The following is a 14,241-nucleotide window of genomic DNA, read 5'->3' on the forward strand; positions in this document are numbered from 1 at the left end:
TGGCCCTTGTAACAATAAAGTACTTTCCTAACTCCTTTAAAAAATTAATGCCCATCGTTTTATACAGCACTCTGCTTTATGCATTTCCTTTTTTCTTTTTCTTTATGCTTTTTAACAATCCTGATTCCACTATGTGGAAAGTTAATGTTCTAAGCGGGTTATTTTTCTTGTCATTCTTTCTAAGTTGGAAAGAATACCTCGCATTTTCTGTCGTAGGATTTTTTCTAGCTTGGTTTGTCTTTTATCTGACATCAACGGATGGACAATTGCCACCAGATATTATCCCTTTAGTTATAACTTATATGAATCCGGTAATATATATTGCCCTCTTCTCTAACAAGAAAGATCATATTAACCAAGAAAGACTAATAGCGATGAAATCCCTTGCGGGAACGATTGCTCATGAAATGCGAACACCATTTTTGGGAATTCGGGCTAGTGTTGGAGGTATTCAAAAGTTTCTACCTCCTCTCATTGAGGGATATCATAAAGCAAAGGATGCACAATTAGACATCAACCCCATCTCCGAAAAAAATCTACACCAGTTAACAGAAACGCCTGAAAATTTGACTAAAATAACCCAAAGTGCTTCTATGGTTATTGATATGCTTCTGATGACGTTGAAGGATGATTCCTTTACTGACAAAAATTTTGAGACCTGTTTCATCGGAAAATGCGTTACAGACATGTTTCATGATTATCCGTTAACAAGCGAACAGAAAGCCTTGATATCTTGGAAAGACACTCCGGACTTCTCTTTTTATGGCAACAAGCTCCTCATGAAACATGTTTTGTTTAATCTCTTAAAAAATGCTCTTTATTACGTCAAAGCAGCAAATAAGGGGGACGTTTCTTTATGGACTGAGACAACCTCGAGTGGCAACTATTTGTATTTTAAGGATACAGGGAAGGGGATGCCTTCTTCCATGGTTACGCATATATTTGATCGGTTTTATAGCCACACCCAACATGGAACTGGAATTGGGTTAGCATTCTGCAAGTCTGTCATGGAGAGTTTTGGAGGAACCATACTTTGCGAATCAAAAGAAGGGGAATATACGACTTTCATCTTGAAGTTTCCTATTTCCATGAAGGCAGAATAGATAAAAGTTTACCGATATGGGCAATTTCATTTTTTGACTTTTTTGTGAGTTAATGACATGAATTTTAATTAAGAGTCTATGTTTGCACAATACAATTGATAAGCAATATTTAAAGGAGTAATTCATGAATACTATCCCTGTTTGTATGTTCCCAACCAAAGTAATAATGATCGATGATGACATTGCATTATTAAAGGATCTTGAACTTTATCTTGATGATTCCAGATTCACTTATCAATTCTATAATAGCCCCCATCAAGCATTAACTTACTTAAACGAAGGTTATAATCCGGATTCATTCGAGAAACGACTCGTATGCCAACCAGATGAGGATAAATGGCAACACGCAAAGCTAGATGTTAACATTTATGACCTATTGAAGGAAATTTATAACCCGAGACGATTCGAGAGTATATCAACGATTATCGTAGATTATGCCATGCCTGGTATAAATGGATTGGAACTTTGCGAGAAAATTACAGACCCTTCAATTCAGAAAATTCTTCTGACAGGAGAGGGAGATGAGCAACTGGCGATTCAAGCATTTAATAAGGGGATTATACATCGATATATCAGAAAGCAAGATCCTGACATCCTTAACATCTTAAATCAAAGCCTTTTTGAAACTCAGCGTGCTTACTTTACAAAAGTTTCTCAACTCATGTTAGACGTTGCCACTTTTAGCACCAAGAAGAACTGCCTAAATGATCCTGTGTTTATTGATTTCTTTGATAAAATCATTAAAGAGAAAAACATCACTGAGTACTATTTATTTGAAACTACAGGGAATTTTCTGCTTCTGGATGACAAATCAAACGCCCATGGTCTTTTTACCTACACCAAAGATCAACTCAACATGTGGCATGAAGATTTACCAGAGGGTGAAGCGGCTCCTCAAACCCTCTTAAATGACTTAAAAAGCTATAAAAAGATGATTTGTTTTCATGATAAAAATACCATCACCATTCCTGCAGGCTCCCAGTGGGAAAAGTATGCCTATCCTCTTCAAACATTAGAAGGCGGATTCGAGACGTACCACATTGCCTGCGCTCCGAATATGCTCGACATAGAAACAAACAAAGTTTGCACATTTCAAGACTTTATAAAGGGGTATCAGAAGGATTCGGCAGCAGTAAGTAAATAAGCACTTTTTAATATCTTTTGCATAAGTTTGGCTAAATGTAATAAAGGAGCAAACACATGATAATAATTAAAAAAACACACCTATTTTTTATATCTTCGTTGCTAGCTATGAGTAACCATGTAAATGCAGCAGAGCTAGCTGCTTCTGAACAATCCTATCCGAAAATGGGAAATCTATATTTGCCACTACCGGCAGGGGCATTGGGTGTATACCGACAGGGAAATCAATTAATCATACCATATGAGGATTCAAGGGGAGCAATAGGAATGGATGTACGGGAAATCCCTCAAGGATCTCAGGCACTTTTCCCAAACTATATTGGATTACAAGGAGCAACTGTGCTTTTTGAAAGTTCAGATTCACCAAGGATGCGTGATCCGGCCATTCGGCACCACAGTTCTCAAACAGTTAAGATTAAGGCAAAAGATCTACAAGTGCAGCTCTTACAGGTTGAATTTCCTGAATATCTCTTTAAATTTAATTACTTAGATTTGTCAAATTTCAACTTATCAGCTTCATGTCTCACTGATTTTCTCAGCCAAGCAGATTTAAGTAATATAAGAGAAATTGATGTGTCTTGCCCGCCCGAACACGCATCTTTATATAATGCCAATGATTTCCTTGCAAAATTATTTGCAAATAATACGTTACGGAGTTTAACAACCATTGATGCAAGTGGTAGTAACATCAGTAAAGCCACACTAGAAATGTTGAGAACTAAAAGTAATTTACGGGAACCATTAATTAGGGATACCTGGAAATTAGATGAGTCTTATGGTAAAAAAGTTGCCCCTGTCGAAATAAAAATTGTAAATACACCTATTGCTAGTTTACAAAGAGCAGAAAAAAAACAACTGCAAGTTCCTGGTGAAAGCCGGTTTAGTATTCTGTACCGATCTAGTGATTATTTCCCAGGGTCAGCCGCGCATTTGCAGTTGTTATTAAAATGATTGGTATAGTTTCTAGAAGCTAGAATTCATATTAATTTCTTAAAGAACACCCAATTAGTTAAGGTTGATGTAGGATAGAAAATACATTTTGAGGTCCCTCTTGGACATAGCCCATCTGCACCAAATCACACAGAAGCAGATCAAGGTCTTTGGAGCTTCTGAACTTGGATTCCTGCCCTTTATTGGCAATAATTTTCTAAATGTCGCCTTGTTGCGCTGTCGCATTGAATTTGAGGTGTAATTTTACTCTTTAAGGGAAAATTGCAAGTCTTGAAAAAGGAACAGGATGTAGATGAGGGGTGCATTAAAAGAGAAAAATATTTTGCACTTCAACCCTGTTTTTGCGGCACCAGTGCGGCACTGGGCTTTTTTCGTCTTTTCTGGAAACCTCTGTAAGCCTTGATATGATTGGTTGCGGGGGCTGGATTTGAACCAACGACCTTCAGGTTATGAGCCTGACGAGCTACCGGGCTGCTCTACCCCGCGATAGGTAAAAACGTGAGGGCATGCCTCAAATCTTAAAGTTAGATTATTATGCTTATTTAGGGATTATTGCAAGATAAATATGCGTCCCTCCTTGCATTTCTTTTCTGGACGTGTGAAATACAATATGTCAAAGTCAGGAAAATAAGGAATGAGGGTTACTTTGACACAGCCACGCCCCGATATGATTGAAATTGTTCGCTTTGACCAGGTTGGCCTTCGGTATCCTGGCGCTCAAGTGCTGCAAAATTTGAGCTTTTCCTTGAAGATTGGATCCTTCCATTTCTTGACCGGGGTCAGTGGCGCCGGAAAAACGTCTCTCCTAAAGCTCATTTATCGGGGCATTTTACCCACTCACGGCACAGTGCGCGTATTTGGCAAAGACATCACCCGAATCAACGCATCAGCTCTTCCCATCTTTCGCCAACGCATCGGACTTGTCCTTCAAGATTGTCGCCTTCTGCCCCATTTAAGCATTGTCGATAACGTCGCCCTTGCGCTCACGATCACCGGTGTCAAACTCAACCAAGCGCGTGGACAAGCTGTTGAGTTGCTGCAGTGGGCAGGCCTTGGAAATCATTTAAAACAAAACCCCACAACCCTTTCGGATGGTCAAAAACAACGCGTGGCCATCGCCCGTGCTGTGATCACCCGCCCCCTCATTTTGCTCGCGGACGAGCCAACAGGCCATTTGGATCACGAAGCCGCCACGAGACTTGTACATCTGTTTCAAGAATTGAATCGAATTGGAACAACCATTCTACTCGCAACCCATAGCCGTGCGCTTGTTGCAGAATTTCCTTATGAAGAGTTGCATCTCTATCAAGGCCAACTGATCGCCAATCGTCAACCCCCCCCTCCACAGGCCAGAAGTATCTATGCGTAAACCCCCTCCCCAAACCATTGATGATATCCCGGTCGGGCAAGATGTAGGTAGTCGTTATGTATGCTGGATTGTGGGGCTCATGGTGTTTTTATTGAGTCTTGTTTTTGCCGGCGCTGTCTCCATTTCCTCGTCCTTGAATCAATGGAATTTAGGAAATACCAGCCGGCTGACCATCGAGCTTCCATTACATGGCGTTCAAGATCCGGAGACCATGATTGAAAATGTTTTGGCAACGTTGCAAAGAACCCCTGGCATCGCAAGCGTCAAACTGGTCAACAATCAAGAAGTCTTAAAATTGCTTCAACCTTGGGTTGGCCAAATCAATCTGCTTCAGGATTTGACCCTCCCCGCTTTAATTGATGTGGATATGAAACCGAATGTCGTTGCAAATGTGGGAGAAATAACAGAAACCCTCCATCAGATTTCTCCCGCCATTCGCATTGAAGAGCATACCCAATGGCAACACACCCTTGAGAAGTTGCGCCTTTCTTTAGAAGCGATGGCCTATCTGTTTATCAGTTTGATTGGCGCAACGGTGATGGTCACCATTACACTCATTACCCGCTCGTCACTTGCCACCCACTCCAGCATTATTGACGTCTTAAGATTGGTCGGTGCGAACAATGGTTATATTGCGCGTAAATTCCAACGGCGTGCCTTTTGGCTCGCCTTAAAAGGCGGCGCCTGGGGGGTTGCTATTGCCATCCCGACGATTCTTTTTCTGAATGGGTTAAGCTTGCGCTTGGGCGTCTCAGAGGCCTTAAAACCAAATTTAAGTATTACACTCTTGATTGCGATTTTGGTGCTGCCCTTTATTGTTGGAGGGATCAGCTTTATGGCAGCACGCTTCTCTGTTCTTAGAACTTTAGCACGATTGGGGTAAAGAATTTGGGGCGTTTGATTCATCGAATTCTTCAAGTCATCTTCCTCCTCCTCCTTTTCTGGATGGGAGGTTTTGGTGTTTTTATCTTTGCCATTCCAAGACATGTCGAAGATAACCATACCAATACCCAAGCTATCGTGGTTCTAACGGGGGGACGTGAGCGTTTAAAGACGGGATACCAACTGCTCAAAGACAACCGCGCTCACATGATTTTTATCTCTGGTGTTCATCCTGAGGAAAATTTAAAGTCCCTTTTCAAACTCCTCGAGACCTCTGGCGTGATTGCTCGCGAAGAGCGTAAACCCTTAACTCCGGTAACTCACCTTGGGTTTGACGCTGAGAACACGAAAGAAAATGCCGAAGAAACGGCAGCATGGGTCAAGAAAAATAAGGTCACGTCACTTCGTCTGGTCACTGCTGCTTATCATATGCCACGAAGTTTGCTGGAGCTTCATCGTTTGCTCCCCCAAACCACAATTATTCCCCATCCTGTCTTCCCCAATGGGTTTACACCATTGCGCTGGTGGCGTTATGAGGGGGCGTTTTCTCTGATTTTTTCCGAGTATAATAAGTTTTTGTGGGCCTTTATGAGAATGCATGTGCCCTTCGAAACACATCCCTTAACGAGTGAGAGGGAGCCTCTTATGAACCAAATTTATAAAATTTTGACTCGCGAAGAGTGGCAGAAGTTTCAAAAGGAGGGGGTGTTTTATGGCAGCTCTCTCGACCTCAAGGATGGCTTTATGCATTGCGCTCTAGAAGACCAATATCCAAAAATTCGAGAGAAGTTTTTGAAGAATCAAAGCCCTGTAATTTTGCTGAGCATTGATCCAAAAAAGCTTCCCGAAGGCGCCTTGAAAATTGAAGCCAACAAACCAGGTGGCACGGAATATCCCCACCTGTATGGCTCCCTTCCCCTCGATGCAGTAATTTCTTGGAAAGCTATTTCATAGGGCTGTAAATTCCCCTTTACAAAAAATATGAACTAGTTAAATATGAGTCTTGCATGATGATTTTATAAAAATTTTATTTAACATTGAGGGGCCCATGAAAAAACTTCTGACTTCTTTACTTATTTTCTCTACAGTTCTTACCTTTGACATAAAAGCCTCAGATGAATTAAAAGCTCTACAAGAAACTGCGGTTGATCTAACAAGTTTGCAAGCTCTCGCAGATCAATCACCAAACAGTCCTCTCCAAGGCTATCTTTCCAATATAAAATTGTACAATGAAAAGAGGAGTCTTGAGCAACGAGCTGAAGATTTAAGCATGACTTTATGGGGAAATAAAGGGACTGAGGAAGATGGTTTACTATCAAATCTACCTGTAGACCCCTTTAAAAGAAAAGAAGTGTTAGTTCAAAGAATTAATGCTGCCAAAGAGTGGTGGATTAAACGCCTTGAGTTCTTTGTCGCAGAAAGCAATTTGAAGAAAGTTGCGACGGAAACCAATCTCACGAGTTTAAAACAACCTAAACTCTTAAAAGAATAAGTTTCTTAAAACCGCAGCAACTCATTAATCGCAGTTTTCGAACGCGTTTTCGCATCAACTTGTTTGACGATTACCGCACATGCTAAAGACGGTCGCGAGGCATCTAAAGCCGGCACTGTTCCTGGAACAACAACGGAATAGGGTGGCACGCGACCGTAAGTCACCTCGCCAGTTTCACGGTTAATAATTTTGGTCGAAGCGCCGATAAAGACACCCATAGAGATTACAGAACCTTCTTCAACAATGACACCCTCGGCGACTTCGCTACGCGCGCCAATGAAGCAATTGTCTTCAATGATGACAGGATTTGCTTGTAAAGGTTCAAGAACACCTCCGATCCCCACACCCCCAGAAATATGGCAGTTCTCGCCAATCTGAGCGCACGACCCGATCGTCACCCACGTATCAACCATGGTCCCAGCACCAACATAAGCTCCAACATTTATGAAACTGGGCATAAGAACAACGTTAGGGGCGATAAAAGCGGAATGACGGATGATGCTGCCGGGAACAGCGCGAAAGCCAGCACTTACAAAGTCATTTTCAGACCAGCCGCCACATTTCAAAGGAACTTTGTCGAACCAAGGGGCACCAGATGGCCCCCCTTCTATGACTTGCGACCCCTTCAGTCGAAACGACAACAGAATCGCTTTCTTAATCCACTGGTGCGTTTCCCAGCCATGGGCCCTTTTTGTTACCACACGGAGATGGCCTTGATCCAATAAGTTGAGCACATGATCTACTGCAGCCAGGATCTCTCCGCTCGTTTGGGGAGATAAATTTTCCCGATTCTCCCACGCAGTTTCGATGATGGATTGTTCAGCTGTCATGGTGATCATTCCTTATATTTGTTGGGGACTTCCAATCGCAAATTGAGCAACCTCTGCGCGCAATTCAGAAATCCCTAATTTTTTGACCGTACTCGTCAAACTGATTTTAGGGTAGGCTGCGGGATGTTTTTTCAAGGTTTCTTCAATTGAATTTTGAAGGTCGCGTAGAGGCGTCGGGGAAACCTTGTCAACTTTGGTAAGGACGATGCGATAGGACACGGCTGCAACATCAAGCATGCGCATCATTTCAAGATCATTTTCTTTCAACCCATGACGGCTATCCACCAACACATAGACCCGTGACAAGGTTGGGCGACCTTTCAGGTAAAGCTGGATCAGCTCGTTCCATTGGGCAATCGAGGTTTTTGAGGCTTTGGCATAGCCATACCCCGGCATGTCCACCAAGACCAAGCGATTGGCCAGCGAAAAGAAGTTAAGCTGTTGGGTGCGCCCCGGCGTGTGGGAAACGCGCGCAAGGGTTGTCCGACCGGTCAGAGCATTAATGAGGCTGGATTTCCCAACATTGGAGCGCCCCGCAAATGAAATTTCCGGCTGACCAAATTCAGGCAAGTCCGTCAATGAAGCTGCACCTCTCAGGAAGTCACATCCTTGTGCAAATAGCCAATTTCCCCACTCTAAAGCTTCCTGGTTAAACTCTTCTGACATTCGGTTAATCCTTTGGATTCCCTTGGGTGTTAACACATTTAGGGATTGAGGGTTAGGTATCAATGATCGGTAAGGCTGCTTTCACCTCTCCCCTTGTGGGAGAGGTAAAAAATACAGGTTCTCTTTCTTAACAAACATCGCCCATAAGCGAGGCAGTTAACGCACTCTTTTCGCCTCAAGGCGCATAATAGTCCACTGCTGACCCATGGACAAAACGTTGTTCCAGGCCCAATAAATGACCAACCCCGCTGGAAATGAAGCCAGAAGGAAAGTTAAGAAAAACGGCATGAGCATGAATGCTTTGGCTTGTGCTGGATCCGCAGGTTGTGGATTCAACTTTTGTTGCAAGAACATGGTCACACCCATAAGGATCGGCCAAGCACCAATCATCAACATTGACGGCGGCGTGAAAGGAAGCAGACCAAACAAGTTAACGACCGTTGTTGGATCGGGCGCAGACAAGTCTTGAATCCACCCATAGAAGGGAGCATGTCGCATTTCGAGTGTGACAAACAATACCTTATAGAGACAGAAAAATACTGGTGCTTGAATCAACATGGGCAAGCAGCCCGCTAACGGGTTGATCTTTTCCTTGCGATACAAATCCATCAACTCTTGATTCATGCGCAGTTTATCGTCCCCAAATCGCTTTTTCAAAGCTTCAATCTTGGGCTGAACCTGCTTCATGTGCGACATGGATCGGTAGGATTTATTAGCGAGTGGGAAGAACGCCACTTTGAACAAAACGGTCAATGCCAAGATTGCCAAGCCAAAATTACCCAAAAGGTTATGCAAATACTCTAATATGTAGAACAGCGGCTTGGTCAGGAAGTAGAACCAGCCGAAATCAACCGCCAGATCAAACTTATCAAACCCGAGTTTGGCTTCATAATCATCCAATACTCTTAAGATTTTGGCACCTGCAAAGAAGTGGTGCTTTATCTCAACGCCAACGCCCGGTTTCACCTCAAGCACAGGGCCTAAGACTTGTGTTTGATACTGATCTTGTCCCTCAATGGTTTGGCCCTTAAATACTACTTTCTCGGTCGTTTTTTGGTTTGGAATCAGGGCTGCCAGCCAGTATTTATCTGTAATACCAACCCATCCCCCGGTAGATGTTTCTTCAATCGTTCCTTTTTCCTTGAGCTTGGAATAGGTTAATTCGGTCAGCTTTCCGTTCAAAACGCCGATGGGACCTTCATGTAAGATAAAGAACCCACCCACTTCTGGTGTTTCTAAACGATTGATTTGTCCAAAAGAACTTAAAGAAACTGACGTTTCTTTGGTATTGGTAATTTTGTCCGTCACCGTGAACATATATTTGTCGTCAACCGTTATGGTGCGCTCAAACTTCAAGCCATCCCCATTGTCCCATTCCAAGACGACCGGCGAATCTTGAGTCAAGGCCGTAGCCTTGGTTTTCCAAACGCTTGTGGCATCCGGGAGTTTGATGGATGATTCTTTGGCAATCCACCCAAAATTCGCAAAATAGGCCCCTTTCGTTCCTTCCGGAGACAGAAGCGTAATGGGGGGGCTGGATTTGTCCGTTGTTTCATGATAATTCAACAACATCAAGTCATCCAAGAGGCAGCCTTTTAAATTGATAGATCCTTTCAAAACGCCTGTCTTAATTGCTAAGCGCGGATTTAAGGCAAGGGCTTCTTTCGGTGGCAGATTTGTCTTAACGACTGGCAGGGCTGTGCCTGAAGGACTGGCGGGACTTTCCCCTTTCACTTGAACAGTCGCTTCTGCTTGACGATTCAGGGCTTCGACCTTTGGGCGTTCATAAAAATAATTAAATCCAAGCCAAATGAAGATGGCGAGGGTTCCAGCAAGGATCAGATTTTTTTGTTCATTCATGTGATTTCTCTACTCGTATTATTTTAAAGAAGACCCTAGATAAGGTGCGGCATGGGAGGATTTGGTGTTTTCGTTTTGAAGCGGGGTTGGAACTGGATCGTATCCCCACTCACTATTAAGAGGATGACATCGAAATACTCGCTTAACGGCCATCCAACTGCCGCGGCGCAAGCCATGATGCTCAATGGCATGAATAGCATAGCGGGAGCACGTTGGATCAAACCGACAACGGGGAGGTAAAAACGGCGAAATGAGACGGCGATAGCCATATAATGAGAAGACAACAAGACGTTTAATCATGTGGTTGGTATTTCCAAACGGTTGAGAGCTTGATGAAAATCCCGAAGAAGAGCCGCAAAAGGCGCCGTTACCGTTGAGGTGCGGGCAATTAAGACAATATCTTCTTCAGAAAACTTGAAATGTGGACATACGGCTTCGACAACAGCCCGCAAACGACGACGCGCTCGGTTGCGTTTCACAGCGTTTCCCACTTTTCGACTGGATGTATAACCAACACGTAAAAGAGGCAAGTCTTCGCCGCTCTTATCGACTTTGGAACGCTCAGCAAGCTGAACAATCATTGTTGGCATTACAACCTTCCGTTGAAAAGCGGCAACTCGCAAAAAATCCGATCGCTTCTTTAAGCGCGGAATCATTGACATTGAGGTGCCTTACTAATTGATTTTAGGCCGACAGGCGCTTGCGCCCTTTTGCCCGACGAGCGTTGATAATCCGACGACCGTTTGCCGTGGCCATACGTGCACGAAAGCCATGTCGGCGTTTACGTACGAGATTGCTTGGTTGAAATGTTCTTTTCACGATACTATTCCTCTTAAATGCATTTCTAATTGTATAGCCCGCTCATGGACGGTCGTCAAGACTTTTAATGGAGATGACTCTCCCTTGCAGCAGATTAAAGAGACAACGCTCATGACTTTTAGTTCTTTTTATACGCTTCTCGCAAAAGTAAACCCAATTTTAATAGAAAAGCAATTATTGTAGCATTATAAGAAATGCAATTCAGTAGTTAAAGGAGTTTAATTCGTGAAATATTTAAGATGTATTTTATGCGTTTTATCTTTACTTTTTCTTTATTGCATTGAAAACAAAGCTGAAGCTATGGATACAGAGTCTTTGGGTCCTCGCTCACAGCGTGATGTGCTCAAAGAGATGACGGACCCTTTTACTGACCCTCATAACTTTGAGGAAGTTGATCTGAGGGATCCACCCCAAACACGCCAACCACCCCCTCCCCTAATTACCTCATCTAAGAAGGGAGGAAGTAAAACCAGCGGTCCAATACCCATCCCTGGATCTGGAGATAAAGGGTCGAACACCCGACCAGGGTCAAGGCGGGCGTCTAAAATTTTGAGTTCTCTGTCTTCAACCGTAACAGGAAGCGCCACCCCCATAAGGGGAAGTAGTCCCAACGATAATAGTGAAGGGCCACCCGTAATGAAAGTCAGTCCCATGTCTTTACTTGGTCAATCTGCTTCCATCAGCGCACGAATTGGCACTTCTACACCCAATCAATCCTCCACCTCATCCGGATCTCTTAAAAACCTTTCTCCAAGACGAGACTCTGTATCATCACGAACAGGATCAAGTACCCCCCTCAAAGTAAGACGCGCCTCAACCCCGGCAGCTTTAGTGAGAGAGGGATCCCTGGAAGATCAAGTAGAAAGCGCCAACTCGGCGTCTCTCTCTGGGTTGACAACACCGCGGGGACGCGGCCCTTCTTTCACAACGAAGAGTGGAGAAACAGCAGGTGAAAAATTCATGAAATCACCTCGCGTCTATTCTGAATTCGCAGGAAGTGGCGTCAATACCCCAACCGTTCAACCAAGGAGTCCTCGCAGAGATTCTCCTTTCGTGGCGGGACAAACCGTAACTGATTTTAGGCCCCATGAGGTTCATGAGCAGACCTCTCTGTCCGATGAAGATACCGATACGCAAAGCGTACGCCCTCGAGATCTTCTTGCAAGTTTAGACGAAGCAACAAGAGAGGGACATTTTAAGGGGCGGATTGAACTTGACCTCATTGAAAGAAAACCTATCACCAGCCTCGAAGAATTAGGTGTTAATGAAGCACAGTTAAAAGAAAATCGGTTTTTTCGGGAAGAGTTTTTTTCAAAGTTGGTCTGTGGTGGTTTGGATCTAGATCTTCAAAAGGCTTTGTTTGCCATACTGCAATCATGCGACCACGTCATATTTGTTCTCAATTCTTGCAAAGCCTTTAAACCAAGAATATTTTTCGACGAATTTACGCTTGTGAATACAACTGAACTGCGTTTACGAGGGATTCCTCAAGTAACGCAAGAAATGGTCACTGAACTAAACAATCGTCGCCATTGTCCATTCCTTCTGACTTTGGACCTGTCTTTTTGTGATTGCCTTACCAGTTTCAAAGGCGATTTCCCAACCCTCGTGTTCTTAGAGTTGAATTGTTGTTCTAATCTCACGGATATTGAATTTCAACCAAAAAGAGTTATTTTGGAAAGCAGAAGTGATGACCCTTATCCTGGAAATGCTCTTGAAATTCTCCATATCAGGGAGAATGAACTTCTGCGTAAACTAATCCTTAGAAGTAAAACTCTAAAATCAATAGACATGTATTTTACGGTTGGCATAACCGATTCTATTCTCGAGAAGGTAGCCTCACAATGTCCCAGCCTAGAAACCATAGCTTGTGACAAGTGTCCACAACTTGCCTACCCTATCCTTCGCAAGACAGCACCTTTACTCAAACAAAGCTCACTTGACGAGGAAACTTTGGGACTTCTTTCTACAAATATGGACCGTCAGAAGGAATTCTCGTTAACTTTAGGCCGAATCCATAATCTCCCACCAGAAGCCCTTTTGCAGCTTTCCTTCCTCACAACCTTAAATTTACCAGGAAGCCATATCACGGATGAGATCGCTCTCATATTGTCACAACATCATGCAATCACTGATCTCAATCTTTCCAACAATGGCATTACCTCAACTGGCGCCCAAGCGTTGTTTCAAAATGCTTCTTTCTTTATAGTAGACCTATCCAACAACAATATTAGAAGAATAGGGAATTTTGGGGAGGAATCAGTTATCAACACTCTCAACGTATCAGGAAACAAAATCGACGATGATGGGCTTGAAGGGTTCGGGACAGTCTCGAAAGTCACGTACTTAAATTTATCAAATAATATGATTCAAAACCCAAAACCCTTATGGTCCAATAAACAAATCAGAGAATTAGACATAAGTAACAATAGAGTTGGTGATGCTGGTGCTCAAACTTTATCAACGGGAGACTTCCATTTACTAAATTTATCGGATAATCAAGTAGGGCCTGAGGGCGCCAAGTTCTTAGGCCAAGGTTCTAAAAAACTCCAAACTCTCATATTAAGAAACAACAAGGTCACCAAATATGGCGCCGGGTGGTTTGAACGCAACACCAACATCCTGTTCCTCGACCTAGACAATAATGCTATTGAAGACTTTGGGACTGCTCAAATCGCCAGAAACAGAACCCTCACCAAGTTATTTTTAAGAAGAAATGGCATCACAAGCTTAGGGGTAAGAGAGTTTGAGCTTAACACAGTGCTCCAAATCTTGACCTTAGGATCAAATAACATAGATGATGATGGGGCAGATCCCTTGTCAAGGAACACGACTCTTCAACTTTTAGATCTCAGCAATAACAAGCTCACGAGCTCTGGGGCCAACAAGTTTGTGCTGAACACAAGCTTGAAAACCCTTGTTCTGCAAAATAATAATCTGGATGAAGAGGCTGTCATCATGTTAGCTGGGAACCCGTCTCTTCGATTCTTATATTTATCCGGGAATAGAAATATCAAACCCAATCACGCCAAACACTTAACCAAATCTGCAAACAAAAACCTCCAAGAAGCAAAACTTGTCTTAGCGGGGGTCTTTGACGGTACCAAGATTGGGTTGGATTGACTC

Annotated in this window: 14 protein-coding genes and 1 tRNA gene; 8 read left to right on the plus strand and 7 right to left on the minus strand. The window is 43.2% G+C overall.

Features of this window, described 5'->3' with window-relative positions; translation table 11 throughout:
- Positions 1-374: 374 nt before the first annotated feature.
- The 3 genes from K2Y18_00200 to K2Y18_00210 all read left to right on the plus strand — a co-directional run bounded on the left by K2Y18_00200 (position 375) and on the right by K2Y18_00210 (position 3,197).
- A complete protein-coding gene (locus tag K2Y18_00200) occupies positions 375-1,103 on the plus strand; it encodes a HAMP domain-containing histidine kinase (protein MBX9804159.1) in 729 nt (242 codons plus the stop codon).
- A 124-nt stretch (positions 1,104-1,227) separates the two neighbouring features.
- Positions 1,228-2,247: a response regulator gene (locus K2Y18_00205; GenBank protein MBX9804160.1), complete on the plus strand. Its 1,020-nt coding sequence runs from the start codon at positions 1,228-1,230 to the stop codon at positions 2,245-2,247.
- 56 nt (positions 2,248-2,303) lie between these two features.
- Positions 2,304-3,197, plus strand: a complete 894-nt coding sequence (locus tag K2Y18_00210; GenBank protein ID MBX9804161.1) for a hypothetical protein — start codon at positions 2,304-2,306, stop codon at positions 3,195-3,197.
- A 409-nt stretch (positions 3,198-3,606) separates the two neighbouring features.
- Here K2Y18_00210 and K2Y18_00215 read toward each other — a convergent pair.
- Positions 3,607-3,683, minus strand: a tRNA-Met gene (locus K2Y18_00215).
- Between the two features lie 181 nt (positions 3,684-3,864).
- On the opposite strand from K2Y18_00215, the gene K2Y18_00220 reads away from it, so the two are divergent.
- The 4 genes from K2Y18_00220 to K2Y18_00235 all read left to right on the plus strand — a co-directional run bounded on the left by K2Y18_00220 (position 3,865) and on the right by K2Y18_00235 (position 6,940).
- The gene (locus K2Y18_00220; protein ID MBX9804162.1) at positions 3,865-4,566 is read left to right on the plus strand and encodes an ATP-binding cassette domain-containing protein; all 702 of its coding nucleotides are present in this window, start codon (positions 3,865-3,867) and stop codon (positions 4,564-4,566) included.
- Positions 4,559-5,449: a hypothetical protein gene (locus K2Y18_00225; GenBank protein ID MBX9804163.1), complete on the plus strand. Its 891-nt coding sequence runs from the start codon at positions 4,559-4,561 to the stop codon at positions 5,447-5,449. The genes K2Y18_00220 and K2Y18_00225 overlap by 8 nt, the downstream gene beginning before the upstream one ends.
- Positions 5,450-5,454: 5 nt before the next feature.
- A complete protein-coding gene (locus K2Y18_00230; protein ID MBX9804164.1) occupies positions 5,455-6,402 on the plus strand; it encodes a DUF952 domain-containing protein in 948 nt (315 codons plus the stop codon).
- A gap of 94 nt (positions 6,403-6,496) precedes the next feature.
- Positions 6,497-6,940 carry a hypothetical protein gene (locus tag K2Y18_00235; GenBank protein MBX9804165.1) on the plus strand — a complete coding sequence of 148 codons (444 nt, stop codon included), beginning with the start codon at positions 6,497-6,499 and terminating at the stop codon, positions 6,938-6,940.
- 5 nt (positions 6,941-6,945) lie between these two features.
- On the opposite strand, the gene dapD is transcribed toward K2Y18_00235, so the two are convergent.
- From dapD to rpmH, 6 genes are all read right to left on the minus strand, one after another.
- A complete protein-coding gene (dapD, locus tag K2Y18_00240) occupies positions 6,946-7,779 on the minus strand; it encodes a 2,3,4,5-tetrahydropyridine-2,6-dicarboxylate N-succinyltransferase (protein ID MBX9804166.1) in 834 nt (277 codons plus the stop codon).
- 3 nt (positions 7,780-7,782) lie between these two features.
- A complete protein-coding gene (gene yihA, locus K2Y18_00245; protein MBX9804167.1) occupies positions 7,783-8,436 on the minus strand; it encodes a ribosome biogenesis GTP-binding protein YihA/YsxC in 654 nt (217 codons plus the stop codon).
- A 156-nt stretch (positions 8,437-8,592) separates the two neighbouring features.
- Complete coding sequence (gene yidC / locus K2Y18_00250; protein MBX9804168.1) at positions 8,593-10,296, minus strand: membrane protein insertase YidC; 1,704 nt, start codon at positions 10,294-10,296, stop codon at positions 8,593-8,595.
- Between the two features lie 18 nt (positions 10,297-10,314).
- Positions 10,315-10,596 (minus strand): membrane protein insertion efficiency factor YidD, encoded by a 282-nt coding sequence (yidD, locus tag K2Y18_00255; GenBank protein ID MBX9804169.1) that lies wholly within the window; start codon positions 10,594-10,596, stop codon positions 10,315-10,317.
- On the minus strand, positions 10,593-10,958 hold the full coding sequence (gene rnpA / locus K2Y18_00260) for a ribonuclease P protein component (GenBank protein MBX9804170.1): 366 nt from the start codon (positions 10,956-10,958) through the stop codon (positions 10,593-10,595). The genes yidD and rnpA overlap by 4 nt, the downstream gene beginning before the upstream one ends.
- Positions 10,959-10,980: 22 nt before the next feature.
- On the minus strand, positions 10,981-11,115 hold the full coding sequence (gene rpmH, locus K2Y18_00265) for a 50S ribosomal protein L34 (protein MBX9804171.1): 135 nt from the start codon (positions 11,113-11,115) through the stop codon (positions 10,981-10,983).
- A 225-nt stretch (positions 11,116-11,340) separates the two neighbouring features.
- Here rpmH and K2Y18_00270 point away from each other — a divergent pair, with 225 nt between their 5' ends.
- Complete coding sequence (locus K2Y18_00270) at positions 11,341-14,238, plus strand: hypothetical protein (protein MBX9804172.1); 2,898 nt, start codon at positions 11,341-11,343, stop codon at positions 14,236-14,238.
- Positions 14,239-14,241 lie beyond the last annotated feature (3 nt).

The organism is Alphaproteobacteria bacterium, from assembly GCA_019746225.1.
In the GTDB taxonomy this organism is placed as follows: domain Bacteria; phylum Pseudomonadota; class Alphaproteobacteria; order Paracaedibacterales; family VGCI01; genus VGCI01.